Source organism: Streptomyces sp. NBC_00252, from assembly GCF_036187565.1.
Lineage (GTDB): Bacteria > Actinomycetota > Actinomycetes > Streptomycetales > Streptomycetaceae > Streptomyces.
This window is the reverse complement of record NZ_CP108087.1, coordinates 755,141-780,138: the sequence shown is the minus strand read 5'-3', so window position 1 is coordinate 780,138 and position 24,998 is coordinate 755,141. Positions and strand designations below refer to the sequence as shown.

The 24,998-nt window shown below is 71.2% G+C and carries 20 protein-coding genes and 1 riboswitch; of the genes, 17 read left to right on the top strand and 3 right to left on the bottom strand.

The features are described 5' to 3' along the window. A complete protein-coding gene (locus OHT77_RS03395) occupies positions 1–1,278 on the top strand; it encodes a cation:proton antiporter (protein ID WP_328826443.1) in 1,278 nt (425 codons plus the stop codon). 404 nt (positions 1,279–1,682) lie between these two features. Then, a complete protein-coding gene (locus OHT77_RS03390; RefSeq protein ID WP_328826442.1) occupies positions 1,683–2,822 on the top strand; it encodes a hypothetical protein in 1,140 nt (379 codons plus the stop codon). A gap of 138 nt (positions 2,823–2,960) precedes the next feature. On the opposite strand, the gene uvrA is transcribed toward OHT77_RS03390, so the two are convergent. Then, positions 2,961–5,429, bottom strand: coding sequence for an excinuclease ABC subunit UvrA (gene uvrA, locus OHT77_RS03385; RefSeq protein ID WP_328826440.1), 2,469 nt, complete (start codon positions 5,427–5,429; stop codon positions 2,961–2,963). 243 nt (positions 5,430–5,672) lie between these two features. On the opposite strand from uvrA, the gene OHT77_RS03380 reads away from it, so the two are divergent. The 5 genes from OHT77_RS03380 (at position 5,673) to OHT77_RS03360 (ending at position 12,380) form a co-directional block, all read left to right on the top strand. Continuing rightward, a complete protein-coding gene (locus tag OHT77_RS03380; protein ID WP_328826439.1) occupies positions 5,673–6,692 on the top strand; it encodes an MDR family NADP-dependent oxidoreductase in 1,020 nt (339 codons plus the stop codon). A 29-nt stretch (positions 6,693–6,721) separates the two neighbouring features. Beyond that, the gene (locus tag OHT77_RS03375; RefSeq protein WP_328826438.1) at positions 6,722–7,162 is read left to right on the top strand and encodes a MerR family transcriptional regulator; all 441 of its coding nucleotides are present in this window, start codon (positions 6,722–6,724) and stop codon (positions 7,160–7,162) included. Positions 7,163–7,613: 451 nt separating this feature from the next. Beyond that, positions 7,614–8,435 carry a TauD/TfdA dioxygenase family protein gene (locus tag OHT77_RS03370; RefSeq protein WP_328826437.1) on the top strand — a complete coding sequence of 274 codons (822 nt, stop codon included), beginning with the start codon at positions 7,614–7,616 and terminating at the stop codon, positions 8,433–8,435. Further along, positions 8,436–9,893 carry an MFS transporter gene (locus OHT77_RS03365; RefSeq protein WP_328826435.1) on the top strand — a complete coding sequence of 486 codons (1,458 nt, stop codon included), beginning with the start codon at positions 8,436–8,438 and terminating at the stop codon, positions 9,891–9,893. Positions 9,894–10,085: 192 nt separating this feature from the next. Then, positions 10,086–12,380 carry an FUSC family protein gene (locus OHT77_RS03360; RefSeq protein WP_328826434.1) on the top strand — a complete coding sequence of 765 codons (2,295 nt, stop codon included), beginning with the start codon at positions 10,086–10,088 and terminating at the stop codon, positions 12,378–12,380. Between the two features lie 45 nt (positions 12,381–12,425). On the opposite strand, the gene OHT77_RS03355 is transcribed toward OHT77_RS03360, so the two are convergent. Further along, positions 12,426–13,289 carry a LysR family transcriptional regulator gene (locus tag OHT77_RS03355; protein ID WP_328826433.1) on the bottom strand — a complete coding sequence of 288 codons (864 nt, stop codon included), beginning with the start codon at positions 13,287–13,289 and terminating at the stop codon, positions 12,426–12,428. Between the two features lie 93 nt (positions 13,290–13,382). Here OHT77_RS03355 and OHT77_RS03350 point away from each other — a divergent pair, with 93 nt between their 5' ends. Then, positions 13,383–14,120, top strand: coding sequence for an SDR family oxidoreductase (locus OHT77_RS03350; protein WP_328826432.1), 738 nt, complete (start codon positions 13,383–13,385; stop codon positions 14,118–14,120). Positions 14,121–14,137: 17 nt separating this feature from the next. Here the strand turns inward: OHT77_RS03350 and OHT77_RS03345 are convergent, their stop codons facing one another. Continuing rightward, positions 14,138–14,731, bottom strand: a complete 594-nt coding sequence (locus OHT77_RS03345; RefSeq protein WP_328826431.1) for an NADPH-dependent FMN reductase — start codon at positions 14,729–14,731, stop codon at positions 14,138–14,140. Positions 14,732–14,843: 112 nt separating this feature from the next. Between OHT77_RS03345 and OHT77_RS03340 the strand changes: the two genes are divergently transcribed. The 9 genes from OHT77_RS03340 (at position 14,844) to OHT77_RS03300 (ending at position 24,901) form a co-directional block, all read left to right on the top strand. Further along, positions 14,844–15,680, top strand: coding sequence for a helix-turn-helix domain-containing protein (locus OHT77_RS03340; RefSeq protein ID WP_328826430.1), 837 nt, complete (start codon positions 14,844–14,846; stop codon positions 15,678–15,680). A gap of 160 nt (positions 15,681–15,840) precedes the next feature. Next, positions 15,841–15,987: a hypothetical protein gene (locus OHT77_RS03335; protein WP_328826429.1), complete on the top strand. Its 147-nt coding sequence runs from the start codon at positions 15,841–15,843 to the stop codon at positions 15,985–15,987. Positions 15,988–16,050: 63 nt separating this feature from the next. Further along, entirely contained in the window at positions 16,051–16,497 is a 447-nt protein-coding gene (locus OHT77_RS03330) for an ATP-binding protein (protein WP_328826427.1), read from the top strand. 296 nt (positions 16,498–16,793) lie between these two features. Next, positions 16,794–17,858 (top strand): LLM class flavin-dependent oxidoreductase, encoded by a 1,065-nt coding sequence (locus tag OHT77_RS03325; RefSeq protein ID WP_328826426.1) that lies wholly within the window; start codon positions 16,794–16,796, stop codon positions 17,856–17,858. Between the two features lie 112 nt (positions 17,859–17,970). Then, positions 17,971–18,080, top strand: a riboswitch (SAM riboswitch). A gap of 231 nt (positions 18,081–18,311) precedes the next feature. After that, complete coding sequence (locus OHT77_RS03320; protein WP_328826425.1) at positions 18,312–19,946, top strand: ABC transporter substrate-binding protein; 1,635 nt, start codon at positions 18,312–18,314, stop codon at positions 19,944–19,946. Beyond that, positions 19,943–21,025 (top strand): ABC transporter permease, encoded by a 1,083-nt coding sequence (locus OHT77_RS03315; protein ID WP_328826423.1) that lies wholly within the window; start codon positions 19,943–19,945, stop codon positions 21,023–21,025. The genes OHT77_RS03320 and OHT77_RS03315 overlap by 4 nt, the downstream gene beginning before the upstream one ends. Positions 21,026–21,028: 3 nt before the next feature. Next, on the top strand, positions 21,029–22,009 hold the full coding sequence (locus OHT77_RS03310) for an ABC transporter permease (protein WP_328826422.1): 981 nt from the start codon (positions 21,029–21,031) through the stop codon (positions 22,007–22,009). Further along, entirely contained in the window at positions 22,002–23,678 is a 1,677-nt protein-coding gene (locus OHT77_RS03305; RefSeq protein ID WP_328826421.1) for an ABC transporter ATP-binding protein, read from the top strand. The genes OHT77_RS03310 and OHT77_RS03305 overlap by 8 nt, the downstream gene beginning before the upstream one ends. Then, positions 23,675–24,901, top strand: a complete 1,227-nt coding sequence (locus tag OHT77_RS03300; RefSeq protein WP_328826420.1) for a dipeptidase — start codon at positions 23,675–23,677, stop codon at positions 24,899–24,901. The genes OHT77_RS03305 and OHT77_RS03300 overlap by 4 nt, the downstream gene beginning before the upstream one ends. Positions 24,902–24,998 lie beyond the last annotated feature (97 nt).

Sequence of the window (24,998 nt, the reverse complement as noted above, 5' to 3'; positions counted from 1 at the left end):
ATGACTCCTGTGGAGCTCGCTCCCGCCTTCTTCCTCGCCGTCGTCGTGATTCTGCTGACGTGCCGTCTGGTCGTCCTGGTGGCGGGCCGGTTCGGCCAGCCACCCGTGGTCGGCGAGATGATCGCCGGGGTGCTGCTGGGACCCTCGCTGTTCGGACTGGTCGCCCCGGGGATCTCCGCCCACGTCTTCCCGCCGGAACTGAAACCGGTGCTGTACGTGGCGGGTCAGATCGGTCTGGTGACCTTGATGTTCGCCGCCGGCTACGAGTTCAGGGCCCATGCCGGGCGCGGTCTGGCGGGCACCGCCGTCGCCGTCTCCTCGGCGGGCGTGGGGATCCCGCTGGTGCTGGGCGTGGGACTGACCCTCATGGCCCACGGCCACGTCGGCATCTACGTCGACGGGGTCTCGGTCTGGGTGACGGCCGCGTTCGTCGGTGTCGCCCTGTCGATCACCGCCTTCCCGATGCTGGCCCGGATCATCACCGAACGGGGGCTGGCCGGTTCCCGGTTCGGCTCCCTCGCCCTGGCGTCCGGCGCCACCGACGACGCCGTCGCCTGGATCATGCTCGCCGGGGTGCTGAGCGTGGCCTCCGGCAAGGTGGAGCCCGTCCTGAAGGCCGTCGGCGGTTCCCTGCTGTTCGTGGCCGTACTGCTCCTGTTGGGACGCCGCCTGCTGGCCTGGGTCGTGACCCGGCCGGGTCTCGGTGCCGACACCCGGATCCTGTTCACCGTCGCCGTGCTGTTCTGCGCGGCCTGGTTCACGGACATCATCGGCCTGTACTCCGTGTTCGGGGCGTTCTGCGTCGGCATGGCCATGCCGCGCGGCGAGGCGTCCGAACGGCTCGTGCGGACCATCCAGGCCGTGACCCAGGTGGTGTTCGTGCCGATGTTCTTCACCTACTCCGGCCTGAACACCCGATTCGACGTGTTCGCCGACCCGTCCGTGCTCGCGTTCGGGGCGGCCGCGGTCGTCCTGGCGGTGGCCGGCAAGTTCGGCGGCTGCTGGGCCGCCGCCCGGCTGCGCGGCGAACCCGCCTCGGTGGCCGTCCGGGTCGGCGCCCTGATGAACGCCCGCGGGCTCATGCAGCTGATCGCGCTCAACATCGGGCTGGCGGCCGGCATCGTCAGCGAGTCGCTCTTCGCCGCGCTCGTCCTCGTCGCCCTGGTCACCACGGTCATGACCGTTCCGCTGCTGAACCGACTGGACCGCCGCGACGCCCGAGCCCGGCCGGCCGAGGAGACGCACGAGGGCGAGGAACCGGTGGCGACCCTGAACTGAGCGGAGCGTGCGGCAAGACCTCGCTGCACCTCCTTCCCAGGCGCGCGGGACAGCAGGCTGAACGCAGCGGCCAGTTGTGAGACCGGGGTCTGGGTCGCGTGCTCGCGAAGAGAAGCGGCGCCTTCACGCCTTGAGCTGCGGCAAGAGACACGGACAGCAGCCCAGTCGGTGACCTACCGCATGCCCCGCCGTCCGGAACGGCTGGACACTCCGCGTCGAAGCCGACCCTGAGCTCCGTGCGCGGCCCGTCCCCGGTCCGCTGCCAGGGCTCGGGCCGGCAGCCCTGGTCAAGCCAGGCTGTCTCCGGTGCACGCGTGTCACGGGGCGAGAGTCCGCCGCCGGGGCCATCCTGCTCGTGGGGGTGTTTGCGCCAGCGAGCGCAGCCGAAGGGAAGGGGCCGATGAATGTCGTCCAAGGGTGTGACCGTCGTGGCTCTGCTGGCGGATCCGGATGCGCCGACGGAGATCGCGCGGCGCATGGCCCGGATGCTTCCGGCCCGGCTCGCCGACAAGGCCGGGAAGGGGCGACGGTTCGAGGTCAGGGTTGCCAGCGAGCCCTTCACCGCGGAGTCCGAAGACCTCTCCATCTTGATGGGCCGGATCACGGACCGGGCGAGCGAGGAAGGATGGGACGTTGTGGTGGCCCTCACGGACCTCCCTCTGCACACGCAGGGGCGGAAGCTCGTCGTGAATCTGGATCACGAGCACGGGCTGGCCCTGCTTTCGCTCCCTGCGCTGGGGGGATTCCGGCTGCAGACCAGAGCCGGGCGAGCCGTGGTGGAAACCGTGATCGCCCTGGCCGAGCCGCGCGTCACCGCCGCCGCGGAACGACAGCAGAGGCAGCCGTCCCAGGCAGCGTTCGCCGGCCGGCTCACCCCCGTCCATCCGGGTCCGGTCGATGAGGACGAAAGCACTGATCTTCGCTACGTCGTCAGTGGGCCGCGCGGATATGTGAGGGTGCTGGCGGGCATGGTCCGCGCCAACCGGCCGTGGCGGCTGGTGCCCGGTCTGTCGAAAGCGCTGGCGGCCGCACTCGCCACGGGAGCCGTGGCGACCGTGAATTCGACCGTCTGGAGCCTGGCGGGCGCATTGAGCGTGCCGCGCCTCGTGATTGCCACGGTCGGATCCATCGCCCTGATGGTCGGCTGGCTGATCGTGGACGCGGAGCTGTGGCACCGGTCGACGGAGAACTCACCGGAAGCGAGGCTGCGAGCGAGGCTCTACAACGTGTCGACCGTCGTGACGGTGGGGATCGGAGTGCTCGTCTGCTACGCCGGTCTGCTCGTCATCAACTTCGTGTGGGCGCTGTTCATCCTCAACGACCGGGTGTTCGCCTCCATGACACGGGCCCCGCTGGATGCCACCGGGTACCTGACGTTGTCGTGGTTCGTCGCTTCGACCGCCACGGTGGGTGGCGCCCTGGGCTCAGGCCTGGAAAGCGACGAGGCGATCCGGGCGGCCGCCTACTCCAAGCGCGAGCAGGAACGACGGAACATGCTCCAGAACCAGGAACAGCCGGTCCCTGCCGGAACCGATGTCCGCTGATCGGCAGTAGAACCACAGCCACGGTCACGGTGAAGGACGTGCCGGAAGCGAAGATCGAGCACCCCTGCTTCGGCCGTCTACGAGCACTTCGTCGCACGCACCTTCTCCGGGGAAGCCGGTGGCCTCAGGGGCCGGTCGTCAGGAGCGCGCGAGCCGGGCCGCGAGGTAGGGCGCGGTGGCGCTGCGGCGGGACCTCGCCACCTTGGCCGGCGGGCCCGACGCGACCACCCGTCCGCCCGCGTCGCCGCCGCCCGGCCCTAGGTCGATCACCCAGTCGGCCGTGGCGATCGTGTCCAGGTCGTGCTCGACGAGGACGACGGTGTTGCCGGCGTCGACGAGCCGGTGCAGCTGCCGCAGCAGCAGTGCGATGTCCGAGGGGTGCAGCCCTGCCGTCGGTTCGTCGAGCAGGTAGAGCGCGTGACCGCGGCGGGCTCGCTGGAGTTCGGTGGCCAGTTTGATGCGCTGCGCCTCACCACCGCTGAGTTCCGTCGCGGGCTGCCCCAGCCGCAGATATCCCAGTCCCACCTCGCGCAATGTCTCCAGACTGCGGGAGGCGGCCGGGACGGCGGACAGGAACTCGGCGGCGGCGTCGACGGACAGCTCCAGCACTTCCGCGATGTTCTTCCCGCGATAGGTGACTTCCAGCGTCTCGGCGTTGTACCGGGCGCCGTGGCACGTCGGGCACGGCGCGTACGTGCCGGGCAGGAACAGCAGCTCGACCGCGACGAACCCTTCGCCCTGACAGGTCTCGCAGCGCCCTTCGGGCACGTTGAAGGAGAACCGTCCGGCCGAGTAGCCGCGCGCCCTGGCCTCGTCCGTCGCCGCGTACAGCTTGCGCACCGCGTCGAACATCCCCGTGTACGTGGCCAGGTTGGACCGGGGAGTCCGGCCGATGGGCCGTTGGTCGACCCGGACCAGGCGGTCGAACGACTCGACCCCCGACGCGTCCTGGACGTCGACCTCCAACTGCGCCTCGTCCGGCTCCTCGGGTGCGAGTCCGAGGTGGCCGCGGACGACCTCGGCGAGGACCTGCGTCACCAGCGTCGACTTTCCGGAACCGGACACACCCGTAACCGCCGTCAGCACGCAGAGCGGTACGTCGACGGACACGTCGTGCAGATTGTGGCGGGAGACGCCGCTCAGGCGCAGCCAGCCCTGCGGTGTGCGCGGGCGGTGATCGAGCGGTCGGGCGCGCCCGAACAGGTATTGGCTGGTGGCCGATTCCCGGACCTTCTCAAGACCGGCGACCGGGCCGCTGTACAGCACGCGTCCGCCGCCCTCACCCGCGCCGGGGCCGATGTCGACCACCCAGTCCGCCCGCCGTACGACGTCCATGTCGTGTTCCACGACGAACAGCGAGTTGCCCGCCGCCTTGAGGCGGTCCAGCACGTCCAGCAGCGGTTCGGCATCAGCCGGGTGCAGGCCCGCGGAGGGTTCGTCGAGGACGTAGACGACGCCGAACAGCCCTGAGCGCAGTTGGGTGGCGATCCGCAGGCGCTGTGCCTCGCCGGGCGACAGCGTCGTCGAGCGGCGCCCGAGGCTGAGATATCCGAGGCCAAGGTCGAGGAGTACGTCGACCCGGGCGACGAGGTCGCCGCAGATCCGGACCGCGACCTCGGTCGTCTCCCCGGAGCGGGCGGTCGACGTGGTGGCGTCGGCCTCGGACCGCCCCGCGACGGGCCGCAGCAGCGTCACGACCTCGGTGAGCGGCATCGCGTTGACCTCGGCGATGGAACGTCCGGCGAAGGTCACGGCGAGCGCCTCGGGCCGCAGTCCGCTGCCATGGCACTCGGGGCAGGGCACGCTCCTGACGAACCGGAGTGCCCGCTCGCGCATCTTCTCGCTCTTGGAGTCGGCGAGGACGTGCATGACGTGTTTGCGGGCGCTCCAGAACTTGCCCTGGTAGCCGTAGTCGACGCGGTCCTCCTCCGGCTCGATGTACACGGAGGGCTGCTCGTCCGTGTACAGCAGCCAGTCCCGGTCCTTCTTCCTGAGCCTGCGCCACGGCCGGTCGATGTCGATGCCCAGGCCGCTCACCACGCTGCGCAGGTTGGCGCCCTGCCAGGCGCCCGGCCAGGCGGCGATCGCCCCTTCGCGGATGCTCAGCGAGGGGTCCGGGACGAGCAGGTCCTCGGCGACGTCGTGCACGACGCCCAGTCCGTGGCACTCCGGGCAGGCCCCGGCAGCGGTGTTGGGCGAGAACGACTCGGCCTCCAGCCGTGCGGCCCCGGGCGGATAGGTGCCGGCGCGGGAGTACAGAATGCGCAGCAGATTGGACAGCGTGGTGATGGTGCCGACCGTCGAGCGCGAGCTGGGCGAGCCACGTCGCTGTTGCAGGGCCACGGCGGGCGGCAGTCCGGTGATCTCCTGCACGTGCGGTGCGCCGACCTGCTGCAACAGCCTTCGGGCGTACGGAGCTACGGACTCGAAGTAGCGCCGCTGGGCCTCCGCGTAGAGCGTGCCGAAGGCGAGCGAGGACTTGCCCGAACCGGAAACGCCGGTGAAGGCGACCATCGCGTCCCGCGGAACGTCGACATCGATGTTCCGCAGGTTGTTCTCACTGGCGCCCCGGACATGCACGAAGGGGTCGGTCTCGTCCTTGTTCACCGTTCCTGATTACCTGATCGCACCGGCAACCGCGCGGCAGGCACCGCCACAGGGCCCTGCCCGCGGACGCCCTCAGGAAGCCCGGACCATCGTCGCGGACGCGCCGGCCGGACCCGCGAGGAACTGGTGCGGGGCGTACGGACGACCCGCTCCGGCTTGACCTTGACGTGCGCGTCAACTCTTACCGTCGGTGGGCGCCGCGCGAGGTGTGCGGCGCTTCGGCAACCCGTCAGGAGCCCGCAGATGTCTCCGTCGACCATCCCCGCCACGCACCGCGAGGTCCGTCTCGCCTCCCGTCCCCAAGGCGCCCTGGAACCAGCCCACTTCACGGTCGCGGAGGTCCCCGTCCCGGAACCGGGTCCCGGTCAACTGCTGGTCCGCAACAGCCTGATGGGTGTCGCGGCCTCCCTGCGCACCCTCATGGGGGAGCACGCCGGACTGCCGATGCCGCCGTTCGAAGTCGGCAGGGCGCTCTCGGCTCCGGCCGTCGGCGAGGTGGTGACGGCACCCGAGGGCGGGACCCTGCGCCCCGGTGATCCGGTGTCGCACTGGGCCGGGTTCCGTGAGTACGCCGTGGTCGAGGCGGACGCGGTGCAGCCCGTCGACCTGGCGGTGTTCCCGGACCCGGTGGCCTACCTCTCGCAGGGTCCGGCGGCCTGGATCGGTGTCGTCCGGGGCGCCGAAGTACGCGACGGTGACACGGTGTTCGTCTCTGGCGCTGCGGGCGGACTCGGCACTCTGGCAGGGCAGTTCGCCCGGCAGCGCGGAGCCGCCCGCGTCATCGGCAGCACCAGCTCCCGGCGCAAGGCCGACTACCTGATCGAGAAACTGGGCTACGACGCGGTCGTGCTGCGCGGCGCCGAACCCATCGAGGAACAACTGCGCAAGGCGGCACCCGACGGCATCGACGCGGTCGTGGACAACGTCGGCGGAGAGCAGCTGCGGGCCGCGCTCGCCCTGGCCCGGCCCGGAGCCCGGGTGGGCCTGATTGGCGCGCTCTCCGCACAGGTGTCGGGCGAGATCACGGCACCGGTCGAGATCGACACGTACTCCCTGATCGTGCGCGGGATCCAGCTCCGCGGCATCAGCGGCGCGCGCCATCGGGACGCGCTGGCGGAATACCCGGAGACGTTCGGCCGTTGGCTGCGCGAGGGCTCGGTCACCGTCCCGCACACCCGCCTGTCCGGAATCGACCAGGCACCCCGCGCCCTGATCGAACTGCTCGAAGGACACCACATCGGCACGGTGGTCGTGGAGTTGTAGTCGTCGGCCACCCAAATCCTGGAGGACGGATGCGCATCGGCGACGCGGCGGCTGCCCTGGGTGTCACCACCCGCACCCTGCGCTACTACGAGCAGCGCGGACTGGTCACGGCACGGCGTACGCCGTCGGGGCAGCGGGAGTACGACGAGGAGGACGTACGCCGGCTCCACGCCGTACGCGAGCTGTTGGACTCGGGGCTCACCATCGGCGATGTGCGCGTCCTCATCGAAATCCTCGACGCGCTGCCCGGGCGACCGAAAGTGCCGCCGGTGCGCACGGGGCCCTACGCGGACAGCTGTGTCGTCCCGCAGGTGGCGATCCGGCGACTTGCCGAACTCGACGCCCGCATCCGGGGGTTGACGGAGGTACGGGACCGGCTGGCCGACCGGCTCGACCTGCGCTTCGGAGTGCTGGTCGGTGAACTCATCGGCCTGGACGCGCCGATGAGCGAGGCGTCCGCCGGCTCCTGACACCGGCGAAGCGGACAGTCCGCGTGCGGCCGGATGTGCCGCGCCTCGTCGCAGTCGGGGGATCAACTCCCCGACCGGCGGGGCGCGTTCGCTCGCCTGGATGCCATGCCGTCGTCTCAACCGTCGGGACGCCCGGTGGACGCACCCGTACCCGTGTGCTTTGATCCGTTCATGGAGACCGCTGGCCAGGCACGCACGGTGCTGCTCGACCCGTTCTGGGTGAGCCGCCGCGCCGACCAGTTCGACCAGATCTGTCGTTGACCCTCGGGCAACGACCGCGATCACATCCCGCCCTTCCCCGGCCCACTCCCGGCACACCCCTGCGCCCTGCCGCCAACTGACCGCAGATTCACGGCAGTTGCGACGCCCGTGCGTACGGCCGTGTCCGGGTCCGCCACCCCCGTACAGACGTTGACGACCCGTCATCTCCCTCTCTCAGGAGGAGTACGTCATGACCACTGTCGCCCCTCTCCACATCGTCAGGGCAGGCCCCCTCTTCGGCGCCGAGATCTCCGGCGTCGATCTGACCGCCCCCGTCGACGAGGCCACCGCCGAGGAACTGCGCCGGGCCTTCCGCGAGCACAAGGTCCTGGTGTTCCGGGGCCAGAACCTGACGCCCGATCAACAGGTCGCCGCCGTCGGCGTCTTCGCCCGACCCTTCGACCACCCGACCGCCGTGAAGGACGCGGCCAACCCGCTGGTCTACCCGTACAACGTGAAGCAGACCGGCAAGGCCAGCACCTGGCACATCGGCGGGCTGTGGCGCGACCCGGTGTTCGCGATCGAGTCCCTGACCTATCAGGTGGTGTCCGAACTCGGCGGCCACACCCTCTGGGCGGATCTGCAGGCGGCGTACGACGACCTGTCCGAGCCGTTCAAGGTGCTGCTGGAATCGGTGAGCGCCGTCTACGACGGCAACGCGCAGAACTACGCGCAGGGCAGCAGCAAGAACGCGCCCGGTGAGCCCGTCGAGCACCCCGTCGTCCTCACGCACCCGACCACCGGCCGCAAGGGCCTCTTCATCAGCAGCTCGGCCAAGCACCTCACCGGTGTGACCCCCGCGGAGAGCAGGGTGCTGCTCGACCATCTGCTGCGGCACGCCTCCTCGCCCAACTACACGATCCGGTTCGGCTGGCACCCCGGCGACTTCGTCCTCTGGGACAACCGGGCGACCTGGCACTACGCGGTGGACGACTACGGCGACGGTGAGCGCGTCTACCGCAAGGTGATCGGCGTGGAGCCGGAAGCCGGTGGCACGGAGCGGCACGGCTGAATGCTTCCCGGAGAAGACCGTGCGGCCCGGCGCGTCCTGCTGGTGTGCATGGCGGCAGGGGCAACCACCCTGCTGGACCAGGCAGTTCTGAACATCGCCATCCCGAGCATGCGGCACTCGCTCGGGGCCGGCGCGGCCGATGTGCAGTGGATCGTGGCGGGTTACTCGCTGGCGTTCGGGCTCGCGCTCGTCCCCGGCGGCAGCCTCGGCGATCTGCACGGGCGCAAGCGGCTCTTCCTCGCCGGCGTGGCCGTCTTCCTCCTCGCGGGGGTGGCGGCCGCGACCGGCGGCGGGCCCGGGACCGTCATCGCCGCGCGGCTGGTGCAGGGTGCGGCGGCGGGGCTCGTCAACTCGCAGGTGATCGGCACCATCCAGGACGTGTTCCGCGGCGTGGACCGGGGCCGTGCGCTGGGCCTGTACGCGGTCACGTCCGGTGTCGCCACCGCGCTCGGCCCGCCGCTCGGCGGTGCGCTCGTCGCCGGACTCGGACCCGGGGTCGGCTGGCGGTACTGCCTCCTGCTGAGCGCGCCCTGCGCGGTGACCACCCTCGTCCTCGCGGCCCGCTGGCTGCCACCGCCCCGGCCCACCGCCCGCGACGCCCGGCTCGACGTGCTCGGCCTCGTCCTGGCCTGTGGATGCACGCTGACGCTGATGGTGCCGTTCATCCGCACCCCGGACAGCGGGGGAGAGGCGGCCCTGTGGGCGGCCGGCGTGTGCGCCCTGGCCTGCGCCTTCACCGCGCAACAGCGGCTGCGCGCCCGCAGGGGCCGTGGCCCGCTGGTCCACCCGGCGCTGCGGTCGTCGAAGCCGTACATGCTGGGTACGGCCGTCGCCATGGCCCAGTTCGGGTCCTCGCTCGCCGCGTCCCTCGTCCTCACCGTCTTCCTCCAGGACGGGCTCGGTCTCTCCGCGCTTCTCACGGCGGCGGTCGCGCTTCCCTCTGCCCTCGCGATGGGCGTCTCGTCGGCGCTGGCATGGCGTGTGGTCCGGCGGATCGGGCCGCGCACGGTGAACGTCGGTCTGACCCTGGGGATCTTCGCGGCCCTGGCCGGAGCGGCGGCCGCGCTCCTCGTGCCGGACGCGGGGCTGCCGCTGGCGTTCGCCGCCACGCAACTGCTGTCCGGTGCGGCCGGCGGGCTCGCCGTCTCGCCCAACCAGACACAGGTGCTCCAGCACGCCCCGGCCCAGGCCGCCGGAGTCGGCGGCGGGATTCTGCAGATGGCCCAGCGCATCGCGGCGGCGGTCTGCCTCAGCGCCGTCTCGGCGGTCTATCTGCACACGGCCACCGCCTCCCCTCGGGCCGCCTACGCGCTGGCCTCCTGTGTCTGCGCGGGCCTGCTGGTCGTGGCCCTGGCGCTGTCGCGGCTGCGGCGGGCGGCCACCCCGTCACTCGCGTCGGCTTCCGCGTCCGAGGAGGCACGTCCTGCCGTCAACCTCCGTGTGCCGGGGGCGCGTTGACGCGTGGCGGGCTCCCCGAACCGGTCGTCCGCGACGAACCGGTCCTGCGTCGACTGCGGCCCTAGACCCGGTGACCCGGCTCGGTTCCGTTGCCGCTCGGTGAGAGAGCACGGTGTGCGGGCACGGGGAATGTCGGATACTCGTGATCGGCGGGGCACGTGGGTGCTGTGCCTACAGGAGGTGCGCGGGCGCATGGAGAGACCTCGGCGCGTCCGGGACGGGCGGATCCCCACCTGGCTGCGCGACCATGATCCGGGACTCGCGGCGACCCGCAGGGCCGCGCGCACCGCGCTCGTGATGCCCCTCCTGTTCGCCGTGTGCACTCAGGTGCTGCATTCCGCGACGATGGCGACCTACGCGGCGTTCGGGTCGTTCTCGATGCTCCTGCTGGTGGAGTTCACCGGACCCATGGTGCAGCGGCTGCGCGCCCATGTGGGTCTGGCCGTCGCCTGGGCGGTGCTCATCTGCCTCGGCACCCTGGTGGCCCGGACGACCTGGCTCTCGGTGACCGCCATGGTCGTGGTGGGCTTCCTGGTGCTCTTCTCCGGTGTGGTCAGCTCCGTCCTCGCGGGCGCGACGACCGCGCTGCTGCTGGCCTTCATCCTCCCGGTGACCTCGCCCGCCCCGCTGTCACAGCTGCCCGACCGGCTCGCCGGAGCGGGCCTCGCGGCGGCGGCCGCCCTGCTCGCGATCTCCTTGCTGTGGCCCCGGCCCGCCGCGGACCCGCTCAGCGCACCCGCCGCCCGGGTCTGCCGCGCCGCCGCCGCGCAACTGCGTACCGACGCCTCCTGGCTGGCCGGCGGGACGGACGCGCCCACCACCCAGCAGTGCGCGGTCACCGCCGGTCAGGCCGCCGCGGCGGCGGCGGAACTGCGCACCGCCTTCGACGCCACGCTCTACCGGCCCACGGGTCTGTCCGCCGGGTCCCGCGCCCTGGTCCGGCTCGTCGACGAACTGACCTGGCTCAGCGCCATCGTGGCCGACAGCGGCCCACCCCTCGAGGAGCACCAGGCCTGCGACGCCGACGCGCACACCGTCCGGCGCGCGGCGGCCACGGCCCTGGACGCGGCGGCCGACATCCTCGAAGCGCCGCGCACCTCGCCCGACGCACTCCGTGCCGCCCTCGCCGAGCTGCGTACGGCCATGGACGGCATGGAGGTCCGCGCCACCCACCGGCTCCCCGTGCACCTGCCCAAGCCCGGTACGGAGTCGGAGGTCCGCGCCTTCATCGAGACCCTCGATCTGTCGTTCCGCGCCCAGGAGTTGGGGTTCGCCACCCTCCAGATCGCCGGCAACGTCGACCTGGCCGCGGCCGCCGAGCGCCGCAGCTGGCCCGAACGGCTGCTGGGCACCGAACCCGGCGCACTGACCCAGCCGCTCGGATCCGCCGTCGAACGCGCCGCCGCGCACCTGGAGCCGCGCTCCGTCTGGCTGCACAACAGCCTCCGGGGTGCTCTCGGCCTCGGCATCGCGGTGGCGCTGGCGAACGAGACCGGTGTCCAGCACTCGTTCTGGGTACTGCTCGGGACGCTGTCCGTGCTGCGCTCCAACGCGCTCAACACCGGGCAGAACGCGCTCCGGGCGCTGGGCGGCACACTGGTCGGTTCGGTCATCGGGACCCTGCTGCTCCAGCTCATCGGGCACCACAGCACCGTGCTCTGGTTCCTGCTCCCCGTCGCCGTGCTCATCGCCGGCATCGCGCCCGCCGCCATCTCGTTCGCCGCGGGGCAGGCCGCCTTCACCGTCACCCTGGTCATCCTGTTCAACATCGGCCAGGACCCCGACTGGCACATCGTGCTGCTGCGGATCGAGGACATCGCCCTCGGCTGCGGGGTGAGCGTGCTCGTGGGCCTGTTCTTCTGGCCGCGTGGCGCGGCGGCCGCCGTGGACCGGGCACTGTCGGCGGCGTACACCGAAAGCGCCCGCTACCTGGCCGACACCGTGGAGTACGCGGCGAGCCGGTGCAGCATCGGCTGCATTCCGACCGATGCCCCGCTGGAGGCGGGACGGCAGGCCGCCGCCGCGTCCCGCCGGCTCGACGACGCCTTCCGCAGCTACCTCGCCGAACGCGGAGCCAAGCCGGTACGCCTCTCCGACATGACCACCCTGGTCACCGGGATCGTAGGACTGCGTCTCGCCTCGGACGCGGTGCTGGAACTGTGGCAGCGCAACGGCGGTGAGGAGCGGATGGAGCCCGACCGTTCCGAGGCCCGGCTCACGCTGCTGGACACGGCCGACCGGGTGGCCGACTGGTATCGGGGCCTGGCCGAAGGGCTCAGCCGGCACACCGCTGTTCCCGCGCCGCTGTCCCGTGACCCCGACGAGGAGGCACGCCTGGTCCACTCCCTGCGCCGTGACCTGCGCGGCGACGACGGACACGCCACGGCCACCGCCGTCCGCATCATCTGGACCGCCGACCACCTGAACGCGGCCCGTCGCCTTCAGTTCAGCCTCGCGGCGGCGGCGAAGCCGAGCGATCCTGCCTGACGGCGCCGGCGTCCATGGCACGGGACCGGTGGCGGCGGCGCGGGGTCAGAGCCGCGTGGCCGTACGGACCAGTCCGGCGAGGGCGACGGAGCGGCTGTGCGCGGGCCACGCGATGTGGGTGACCACGGGCGGTGCGTCGACCACGGTGACAGCGGCGTGCTCGGTCCACAACCAGGCGCGGGCGGATTCGGGGAAGACCGCCATGGTGCGGCCGAGGGCGATCAGCTGGGCCAGCTGCGTCTGGTCGTGGATCTCGGGGCCCGGGCCGGGCGGGTAGCCGCCGTTCCGGGGCCAGCGGGCGTGCGGAAGATCCGGAACGTCGGTGACGTCGGCCATGGAGAGGGACTTCCGCGCGGCGAGCGGGTGCCCGGCGGGCAGGACGGCGATCTGGCCCTCGGTCATGAGTTCCTCGCTGTCGAACCCGGCGAGGGAGTTGAACGGCGCGTGCATGAGGGCCACGTCGGCGCGGCCGTCGCGCAGCATGTCCTCCTGTTCGCACATGCCGCTCGGCAGCACCTCGATCTCGGCGGCGCCGGGCTCGGCCGCGTAGGCGCCGAGGATCTTCTGCAGCAGCTCGTGGGAGGCGGCGGCCTTCACCGCGAGCACCAGACGGTTGCGGGAGCCGCCCGGACCGTCGGCACCGCCGGCGCGACGCGTACGGCGCGCGGCGGCGGTGGCCGCGTCGAGGGCCGCGCGTCCCTCGTACAGCAGCACTTCCCCGGCGCCGGTCAGGGAGACGCCTCGGCGGTTGCGCTCCAACAGGCGGACGCCCAGGCGCCGTTCGAGCTGCTGGATCGCCCGGGACAGGGGTGGCTGGGCCATGCCGAGGCGCTCGGCGGCGCGGCCGAAGTGCAGTTCCTCCGCGACGGCCATGAAGTACCTCAGCTCGCGGCTCTCCAGGGTGTCCACGGAGCCAGCCTACCCCTGTGATACCTGCCGGGTATGACAGAGCACCGTATCGGTGTTGGATGCTCCCCGCCTCCGCGGGCGACCATCGACGACATGAGCGAAACGAAGATCGCGCTGGTCACCGGCGCGAACAAGGGAATCGGGTACGCCATCGCCAACGGGCTGGGCGCCCTCGGACTGCGCGTCGGTGTGGGAGCCCGCGACGAGGTCCGGCGTGAGACCGCGGTCGAGAAACTGCGCGCCGCCGGGGTGGACGCGTTCGGGGTGCCGCTGGACGTCACCGACGACCGCAGCGTCACCGCGGCCGCCGAACTGATCGAGCGGCAGGCCGGGCGCCTGGACGTCCTGGTCAACAACGCCGGTGTATCGGGGGAGATGGACCCGGGATGGGTACAGGACCCGACCACGCTCGACCTCGAACTGGTCCGCACCGTCGTGGAGACCAACGTCCTCGGTGTCGTCCGCGTGACCAACGCGCTGCTGCCGCTGTTGCGGCGCTCGGCGTCGCCCCGCATCGTCAACGTCTCCAGTTCCGTCGCCTCCCTGACCCGGCAGGCCGACCCGGACATCGAGATCGGGCCCATCATGGCGGCCTACGCGCCGTCGAAGACGTTCCTGAACGCCGTCACCGTGCAGTACGCGCGGCAGTTCGCCGACACGGGCATCCTGATCAACGCCGCCTGCCCGGGCCTGGTCGCGACGGACTTCACCGGCTTCCAGGGGCCCCGCACCCCGGAACAGGGAGCGGCCACGGCGATCCGGCTCGCCACACTGCCGGACGGCGGCCCGACCGGTTCGTTCTTCGAGGACGCCGGGGTCGTTCCCTGGTAACCGTGCACCCGCCGTGCTCACCCCGGATACGGCACGGCCTCGCGCGCCGACCGGAGGGTGACCGCCCACCAGGCCAACAGATCGAGCACCGTCCGCGCGTACACAGGGGACTGGGGATCGAGCGGCCGGCCGTCCTGCCACGCGGTGAAGCAGTTCGGGAAGGCGAGACCGTCGCGGATCGTCACCGCGTGCAGTTCGGTCAGCACGTTCTCCAGGTGCAGGACCGCGTGCCGACCGCCTGCGGCACCTCCGTAGCTGACGAAGGCGACCGGCTTGGCCGCCCACTGGGTGAAGTGCCAGTCGATGGCCGCCTTCAGCGACGCGGGATAGCTGTGGTTGTACTCCGGGGTGACGACGACGAACGCGTCGGCGCGCGCCAGCGCCGAGGTCAGCGCCGCCATCCCGGCCGGGCGGGGATAGTCGTCGCCCGCGAGCTTCGGCGAGACCGCCGGCAGCGCCAACGGGACGTCGAACTCGGCCAGATCGACGACTTCCGCGTCGAAAACCCCGTGCGGGCCGACCTGTTCGGCCACCCACGAGGCCACGGCCGCCCCGAACCGCCCCTCCCGCACGCTTCCCACGATGATCACCAGTTGAGGTCTGTTCTCCATGCCCACCACGATCGGACAGCACCCCGCGACCAACCAGACCGTGCTCAGGCTGGCCCCCGCAGGGCCACGCTGACCACTCGGCGACGAGCGGGCGACGCCGTAAGCTCGCGCCATGGGTTCGCCGTTGGGGGATTTCATCCGGACCAAGCGGGACAGCATCCAGCCCCGGTCGCTGGGCCTGCCCGATCGCGGCCGTCGCCGGTCGCCCGGTCTGCGGCGCTCGGATCTCGCCACGCTGGCCGGTATCAGCGTCGAGTACCTGACCCGTATAGAACAGGGCCGTGACCGCAATCCCTCGGTGGCGGTGGTGAGTTCCCTCGCCGACGCGCTCGGCCTCGACCCGTCGGAGCGCGAGCATCTGCGCTATCTCACAAAGATCACCGGCGGCGAATGCTCCGCCCGCCTCCACCCCGGGCCGCCGCCCCGCGAGGTCCGACCGCCGGTCCTGGAGACGCTCCGCCTCCTCGAACCCGGGATCGCCCTCGTCACCAACCGGCTCGGGGACGTCCTCGCCCGCACCAGCGGCTACGAGTCGCTGACGCGCGGAACCGGGCTGCTCGACTCCGACACCCCGAACCTCACGCACTACGTCTTCACCGACCCCCGCGCCCGTACCTTCTTCACGGACTGGGACGACATCGCGGACGAGCAGGTCTTCGACTTGTGGCTTGGGCCATCCGTGGGCCATTACGAACGGTTCACTTCGGAACTCGCCCGCACCGCCGGACCCGATTTCACGCGCCGCCTGAACCGGCACGTGGTGCCCCGGCGCGGGACGCTCCGCCTCGCCCACCCGTCCGGGTGCGAACTCCACCTCCTCCGCGAGACGCTCGAACTCACAGCGGACGCACAGCAGTTGGTCGTCCTCCTGCCCGCCGACGACAGCACGGCCCAAGCCCTCGACGAACTCCGCCGGCGCTCGCACGGCCCGCTCCGCGCCATCTCCTGACCCACCCGGACCCCCTGCGAACGGCCCTCTGCCACCCCGTCGTCGCGGGGTGGTCGCGCGCTCTCCACCAGGTGACAGGGCTGAGTCGACGGGGCCGGGGTAGTCGGGACAGTGACGGAACGCAGCGCGATGAACACGGTGCCACGAGGAGAGGGGCGTCATGTCGGGCGTACTGGAGCGCATCAAGCGGTTCGCGAGAAGTCCGCAGGGGCAGCGCACGGCCGAGCAGATACGCCGAGCGGCCGCCGACCCGCGCCGCAGGGCGCAGGCACAGCGCCTGTTGGGCAAACTACGCGGACGCCGCTGAGCACATCCGCCCCACGGGGAAGTGGGGCGAGCGGCGCACACTACCGAAGGAGGATCGATCGCCATGGACAGTTCGTCACTCCGGGCAGTGGGCTGGGCCCGCACGCTTCCCTTGAACAGTGAAGTGAAGTCGGCCCGTGACTGGGCACGTCGGCACCTGGACGCGCTGGGCTGGACCACCACCGCGCCGGAAACGGCGGACGCCGTGGTGCTCACCGTCTCCGAGCTGGTGACCAACGCCCACCGACACGCCCACAGCAGCGCCCAGTTGGTGATGACGTGCGACGACAACTGTCTGCACGTCTCGGTGCACGACAGGTCGAGTGAGATGCCGACTCCCCGCGACGCCGACATGGAGCGCCTCGGCGGACGCGGCATGCTCCTCGTGGACGCCGTGGCCGACACCTGGGAGACCCGGCCCTGTCCGCACGGCAAGTCGGTCAGCGCCTGTTTCCACGCACCCGGGGCGAAGCCGCAGACGGCCGGCTCGCAGCGGACGCCGAAGGACTGAAGGCCGTTCGAGCCGCCGATCGGGCGGAGCCGACCGCGGCGGCCGTGGCGCGGCCGTCGCGAGGCCATTGACTTCCGGACCGAGGCCTCGGAAACTCGATCACATGCCCGAGGTCCTGCTGCTCACCAGCGAGCGTTGTATCGACCTCGTTCGCGTGGGCAGCGCGCTGTGTTGATCCCCTGATCCACTCCGCGATCCACAGTGCGTCCCCCTTTTTCGTGACGTACTCCCGTACGCACCGGCCCGGACGGTCAGTCGACGCTCCGCCGTCGGTCAATGCCGCGATCGGAAGCACGATGAGCCCGGAATTCCTCTGGTACATCCCCAACACCGTCGAGCCGGGTCACCGCGGCGACGACACGACGGACGGCTGGGGCTCCGTCGAGTACTCCACCGACCTCGCCCGCACGGCCGAACGCCACGGCTGGGGCGGCGCGCTCCTGGGCACCGGATGGGGCCGCCCCGACACCTTCACCGTCGCCACCGCCCTGGCCGCCAGGACCACCACCTTCAAGCCCCTCATCGCCGTCCGCCCCGGCTACTGGCAGCCCGCCCACTTCGCCGCCGCCGCGGCGACCCTGGACCAGCTCAGCCGCGGCCGGGTCCTGGTGAACATCGTCAGCGGCCTCGACAACCTCGCCGCCTACGGCGACGGACGCAGTGATCCCGCCCAACGGTACGAGCGCACACAGGAGTTCATGCGTCTCGTACGGCGGCTGTGGACCGAGGAGGACGTGACGTTCGACGGCGAGCACTTCCAGGTGAGCGGGTCGACCGTGGCCCCGCATCCCTACCGGACGGACACGAGAGCGCACCCGACGCTCTACTTCGGCGGCGCCTCCGAAGCCGCCGAGCGGGTGTCCGCGGCGGAGGCGGACGTCCAGCTCTTCTGGGGCGAACCCCTCGCCGGACTCGCCGAACGCATCGACCGCCTGCGGGAGTTGAGCAACCAGGTCGACCGCCGACTCAAGCCCCTCCAGTTCGGCCTGCGCATCACCACCGTGGTCCGCGACACCACGGAGGAGGCATGGCGGGCGGCCGAGGAACGCGTCGCCCGGATGGCGTCCGGCCCGGGCGACGAACTGACCTGGACCGGGAACCGCAAGACCGCCGTCGGACAACAGCGCCTCTACGACCTCGCCGCCCGGGGCGAGGTACTCGACACCTGCCTCTACACCGCGCCGGGCAGGTTCGGCGGCGGGGGAGCGGCGACGACCTGGCTGGTCGGCTCCGCCGCCGACGTCGCCACCGCCCTGGACAACTACCGCAAGCTCGGCATCACCCACTTCGTCCTCTCGGACACGCCCTACAAACAGGAGATCGCCCGCGTGGGCGACCAACTCCTGCCCCGGCTGCGCTGACCCCACGCAAGGGGGCTGCGTACAGGATTCGCCCCAACTCCCGTACTCCTCACCTTTGTTGCTCCCTGTGCGCCCTTGACGTCGGCAGAACAGTCGATCTACGGTGAGCGCGAGCTACGAGTACCGGTGATCAAGCCCTGGCTGGCCGGTCGGCAACCCTCGACGCGGCGGGGTGCTCCAGGTGACGGCTCGGCGGATGTTTCTGTTCTGCAAGTGCGTTTCCACCGGCCCCAGTTGCCGACGACACCCCTAGGAGGACGGCGTGGCCACTGCCCTCGTGCTGTGCTCCCGGCGTCACGTGGATCTGCTGCTGGTCTCCAGCTGTCTCTGTCACAGCTGACCCGTTCTTCACGCAGCCCACCACCCTCACCTTCACGCGACAGCGCGCGTCCGGCATGTCCTGCCTGCCGCACCCCTTTCGCGCACTCATCCATGCGGAGACAGAGACCAGCCATGGCACACTCCAGCACCGGCAGACCCCTTCGTTCCCTCGGCGCCGTATCCCTCGGCACCGCCTTCCTGGTCGCCGTCACCGGCTGCACCAGCAGCAAGACCACCACCGCGTCCGGCGGTTCGACGATCACCGTCGGCACCACGGACCAGGTGACCAGCCTCGATCCGGCGGGTGCCTGGGACGCGGGGTCCGGCACCATCGAGAGCGAGGTCTACGCGACCCTCCTCAGCGTGAAGAACGGCGCGACGGAGGTCTCCCCGGACCTCGCCGGCGGCATCAAGCTGACAGGGCCGAAGGACTACACGGTGACGCTCCGGAAGGGGCTGAAGTTCGCCAACGGACACGAACTCACCTCTTCCGACGTCAAGTTCAGCTTCGACCGCACCCTGAAGATCGCCGACGAGAACGGCCCGTCGTCGCTCCTGTACAACCTCGCCTCCGTCGCCGCCCCCACCCCGACCACGGTCGTCTTCACCCTCAAGTCCGCCAACGACACGCTGTTTCCCCAGGTGTTGTCCACCGCGGCCGGCTACATCGTCGACGAGCAGACCTTCCCGGCGGACAAGATCCTCGACGACAAGTCCATCGTCGCCGCCAAGCCGTGGAACGGCCCGTACGGTGTCACGAGCTACGACAAGAACTCGCTGGTCTCCTTCAGTGAAAACAGCGCCTACGGCGGCCAGTTGGGCACGCCGAAGACCAAGAACGTCCAGCTCAAGTACTACACCGACGCCAGCAACCTGAAGCTCGACGTCCAACAGGGCACCGTCGACGCCGTCTACCGCACCCTCACCACCGCCGACCTCTCCGACCTGGCCAAGAAGAAGGACATCAAGGTCCACACCGGCTCCGGCAACGGCATCCGCTACATCGTCTTCGACTTCAACACGCAGCCGTACGGCACGAAGACCAAGAACGCCGACAGGGCCAAGGCACTGGCCGTACGGCAGGCCGTCGCCGACTCCGTCGACCGGGCCCAACTCGCCCAGCAGGTCTACAAGAACAGCTACCAGCCGCTCTACAGCTCGGTCCCCGACGGCCTCACCGGCGCCGATGACTCCTTCAAGGCGCTCTACGGCGACAAGAAGGGCGGCCCCGACAAGGCAGCCGCAACCGCGCGGCTGAAGGCGGCGAAGGTGAGCACCCCGGTCACCCTCAACCTGCAGTACAACAGCGACCACTACGGCTCGTCCTCGGCCGACGAGTACGCCCTCGTCAAGACCCAGCTCGAAGCCACCGGGCTGTTCAAGGTGAACCTGCAGTCCACCGAGTGGACCCAGTACGGCAAGGACCGCGTCAAGCATCTCTACCCGCTCTACCAACTCGGCTGGTACGCCGACTACTTGGACGCCGACAACTACCTCTCGCCCTTCTACTCGGCCAACAGCTGGGTCGCCAACGACTACGACGACCCGGCCGTACGCGCGCTGATCAAGAAGGAGGAGACCGAGACCGACGCCGGCAAGCGGGCCGAACTCCTCAAGGAGGTCCAGGACAAGGCCGCCGCGCAGGTGCCGCTCCTGCCGCTGCTCCAGGGGTCCACGGCGATCGTCACCCGCGGCGAAGTCAGCGGTGTACCCGCCGAGTTGACCAGCGCGTACACGTTCCGCTGGGCGGGACTCGCGAAGAAGTGAGCGCCCTGACACAGGACACCCCCGGCGCCGTCGCCACCCCGGCCGACGGCGCCGCCGGGTACGGACTCGCCCGCTATCTGCTGGTCCGCTTCCTCCTCATCGTCCCCACCGTGTTCGTCCTCGTCAGCCTGGTCTTCTTCCTGATGCGGGCCACCGGCGACCCGATCAGCGCCGCCTTCGGCGACCGGCTCACCCCGGACCAGCTGCACGCCAAGCTCCATCAGGCGGGCTACGACCGGCCGTTGCTCACCCAGTACCTGGACTACCTCAGGTCCTTGGCGACCGGCGACTTCGGCCGCACCGTCACCGACAACGAGCCGGTCACCCACGTCCTGGGCACCTACGGCGCCGCGACCGTCGAACTCGCGGGCTACGCGCTTCTGGTGGCCCTCGCCGTCGGCGTCCCGCTGGGCATGGTGGCGGCCTCGTACCGGGACCGCGCGCCCGACGCGGCGCTGCGGCTGTTCGCCGTCCTCACCTACGCCACCCCCGTGTTCTTCGTAGGACTGCTGCTGAAGCTGGTCTTCGCGATCCAACTCGGCTGGCTGCCCGCCTCCGGCCGGGCCAGTACCGACGTGCAGCTCTTCCTCCAGAACCAGACCAGCACCACCGGCTTCAACCTCCTCGACGCCCTCCGCAGCGGCAACGGGGCAGCCGTGGCGGATGTGTTGCAGCACGCCGTGCTGCCGGGCGTCGCGCTGGGCCTGCTCGTCGCGGGCATCCTGCTGCGGCTGGTGCGCACCAACCTGATCGGCACCCTCGGCGCCGACTACGTCGAGGCCGCCCGCTCCCGGGGTGTCGCGCCGTTCCGCCTGGTCACCCGGCACGCCACTCGGCCCGCCCTGATCCCTGTCGTCACCGTTCTCGGACTCCAGGTCGCCGGGCTGCTCGGGGGAGCGGTGCTGACCGAGACCACCTTCGAGTGGAAGGGCCTCGGCTACGAGCTCGCCCACTACCTGACGGTCCGTGACTTCCCGGCGGTGCAGGGCATCGTGGCGCTGTTCGCCGTCGTCGTGGCGGTGACGAACTTCCTCGTCGACGTCGTCGCGGCCCTCATCGACCCCCGAGTGAGGTACTGAGCCGTGGCCCAACTCCTCGCACGACGGCCCACGGTGCTGCCGGACCGGCTGCGCGCCCGCCTGCGCACCGGCGGCCCGGTGCAGCGCGCCATGCTGCTCACCGGCGCCGCGCTCACCGTCCTGTTCCTCCTCACCGCCCTCCTCGGCCCGCTGCTCGCCCCGTACGGCTATGCCCAACTTCAGGACGGGGGGCGGCTGCTCGGGTCGCAGCAGCACCCGGGTGGGGCGCATCCGCTGGGCACCACCATCGCCGGGTACGACGTGCTGTCCCGCACGGTGTGGGGTGCCAGGACCGCGCTGGAGATCATCCTCGCCGCACTGCTGCTCTCGGTCGTCCCCGGCACCGTGCTCGGGCTGGCCTCCGGCTATCTCGGCGGCAGGCTCGACCGGTTGCTGGTCGGACTGGCCGACGCGCTCTACGCGTTCCCGCCGCTGCTGCTCGCCATCGTCATGTCGATCGTGATCAGCGGCGGCCAGTCCAGCCTCGCCGGCGGCCTCGGCGCGGCGGCCTGCTCGGTCGCCGTCGCGTTCGTGCCGCAGTACTTCCGTGTCGTACGCGCCGAGGTGATCCGGGTGAAGGCCGAGCCCTTCGTCGACGCGGCCCGGGTGATCGGCACCGGCACCTGGCGGATCATGTTCCGGCACGTGCTGCGCAACTCGGTGCGTACCCTCCCGCTCATCTTCACCATCAACGCCTCCGAGGCCATCCTCACCCTCGCCGGACTCGGCTTCCTCGGTTTCGGCATCGAACCCAACGCGGCCGCCGAATGGGGCTACGACCTCAACCGCTCGGTGGAGGACGTCACTTCGGGCCTGTGGTGGACCGCGATCCCACCCGGCCTGGCCATCGTGCTCACCGTCCTCGGCACCACCCTGCTCGGCGAGTGCCTCACCGACCTGGCCGACCCGCGACTGCGCAGACGTGGCGGTACGGCCACGAAGGCGACCGCCACCGGACCGGACGGAGGCGCGGACGATGACTGACCTCCTGCGCATCGAGAACCTGCACGTCACCTTCGCCACCGACGCCGGCCCCGCTCCCGCCGTGAAAGGCGTGAGCCTGTCCGTCGCCCCGGGGGAGGTGCTGGCCCTGGTCGGCGAGAGCGGCAGCGGCAAGACCGTCACCGCGAGGTCGGTCCTCGGGCTGCTGCCCGCCACCGCGACCGCCCGCGGCCGGGTCCTGCTCGGCGACGGCACCGCAGACCCCGCCGAGGACGTCCTCACCGCGTCCCCCGCCCGGCTGCGGGCCCTGCGCGGCACCCACGCCGCGATGGTCTTCCAGGAACCGTCCACCGCGCTGAACCCGGTCTACACCATCGGCTGGCAGCTCACCGAAGGCCTGCGCGCCCACGGACACGGCGGCACCAAGGCACAGCGCCGGGCCCTGGCCGTCGAATGGCTCGACAAGGTCGGCATCCCCGACCCGGCCACCCGCGTGAACCACTACCCCCACCAGTTGTCCGGCGGCCAGAAGCAGCGCGCCGTCATCGCCATGGCCCTCGCCCTGGGCACGCGCCTCATCGTCGCCGACGAACCGACCACCGCGCTGGACGTCACCGTCCAGGCGGAGATCCTGGAACTCCTGCACCGCTGCCGCACCGACTTCGGCACCGCCGTGCTCCTCATCACCCACAACATGGGCGTCGTCGCCGACCTCGCGGACCGGGTCGCGGTGATGAGCGAGGGCGAACTCGTCGAACAGGCCCCGGTCCGCGACCTGTTCGCGGCACCGGAACACCCGTACACCCGCGAACTCCTCGTCGCCGTACCGGTGTTCGGTGAGCAGTACCGCACACCGGCGCCCGCGGCGGACGACGCGCGGCCCGTCGTACGGGCCGCCGGTCTGACCGTGGACTACCCGGGGAGACTGGGCAGGAAGGGGTTCCGGGCGGTCGACGACGTGAGCTTCGAGATACGGCCCGGCGAGGTGCTCGGCCTGGTGGGGGAGAGCGGCAGCGGAAAGACCACCATCGGCCGGGCCGTCGCGGGACTCACGGACGTGACCGGCGGCCGACTCGACGTGTTCGGCGAGCCGTTGACGACCCGACGGCGGACACACGGCCGGGCCGGCCACATCGGCTACGTGTTCCAGGACCCCGCCGCCAGCTTCAACCCACTGCTGACCGTCGCCGACAGCATCGCGGAACCCCTGACCGTCCACCGGCGTGAGCTGGGGGCCGCCGCGATCCGCGCCGAGGCCGACGCACTGCTGGAGTCGGTCCACCTGCCGCGCGGCTTCGGCGACCGCTATCCGCACGAACTCAGCGGCGGCCAGCGGCAGCGGGCCGCCCTGGCCCGGGCGCTCGCCCTGCGGCCCCCGCTGATCGTCGCGGACGAACCGACCTCGGCCCTCGACGTGTCCGTCCAGGCGAAGGTCCTCGACCTCTTCGCGGATCTGCAGCGGGAGTTGGGCTTCGCCGCGCTGTTCATCAGCCATGACCTCGCGGTCGTCGAGCAGGTCGCCGACCGTGTCGTCGTCCTGCACCGCGGCCGGATCGCCGCATCCGGTTCCACCGCCCAGGTGTTGGGCAGTCCACAGGACGACTACACACGACGGCTGGTCGCCTCCCTGCCCGTCGCCGACCCGGTACGGCAGAGCCGCCGCCGGGACCGGACCACCCAGACGCTGGACGAAGGAGTCGCGACCGCATGACCGACACCGTGACCGATGTGGTCGAAGAGGTGCTGAGAAGCACCCCTGTCTTCGACGGCCACAACGACCTGCCCTCGGCGCTGCGCGCCCGCTCCGGCTACAGCGTCGAGGGCCTGGCCGACGGCCGCCCCGACCTCCACACCGACCTGCCCCGGCTGCGCGCCGGCGGGGTCGGCGCACAGTTCTGGTCGGTGTTCGTGCCCTCGAACCTGCCCGAACCCGAGGCCGTGGTCGCCACGTTCGAGCAGATCGACGCCGTGTACCGGCTCGTCGCCCGCTACCCGGACAGCCTGCGGATCGCCTACACCGCCGACGACGTCGAGCGCGCGCACGCCGACAGACGCATCGCCTCGCTGCTCGGCATCGAGGGCGGCCACAGCCTGGCCGAGTCCCCTGGCGTCCTGCGGTCGTACGCGCGTCTCGGCGTCCGTTATGTGACCCTCACCCACAACGACAACACCACGTGGGCGGACTCCGCCACCGACGAACCGGCCGTCGGCGGCCTGAACGACACCGGCCGCGCGATCGTCGCCGAACTCAACCGCACCGGCGTCCTCGTGGACCTCTCGCACGTCGCCGACTCCACCCAGCGCGCGGCCCTCGCCGCCTCGACCTCACCGGTGCTGTTCAGCCACTCCTCGGCACGCGCCCTCAACGATCATCCGCGCAATGTCGCCGACCCGGTCCTGGAACTGCTGCGGGACAACGGCGGGGTCGTCCAGCTCACCTTCGTCCCGTACTTCATCTCCGCCGAAGTCGCCGAATGGGGACAGGAGTTGCAGGCGGAACGCGAACGGCTCGGGCTGTCCGCCCAGTCCTGGACCTGGCCGCGCGCACCACGCCCGGGCGAGGACCCGGCCCGGGTCGCCGAGGAATTCGCGACGGCCTCCGCCGCGTCCGCCGACGACCGGCTGCGGCGCTGGACCGAGCAACACCCCCACCCCGAGGTGACCGTGGCGCAGGTCGCCGATCACGTCGAGCACGCCCGCGAGGTGGCGGGCCGGGACCACATCGGCCTCGGCGGCGACTACGACGGCGTCGACCACCAGCCCGTCGACCTCGCCGACGTCTCCGGCTACCCGGTGCTGCTGCGCGAACTCGCCGACCGGGGCTGGTCCCGGGCCGACCTGGAGGCACTGACGGGCCGCAACGTCCTGCGCGTCCTGCGCGAGGCCGAACAGCGCGCGACGGAGCCGTTGTGGCCCACGGTCCCGTTGCGCTGACACACCCGCTGACATACCCGCCGACACACCAACTGACGTACCCGCAGAGCCCATTGATCCGCCCGCGCCGTGGAGGGGGACCGGCGCGGGCGGAGTC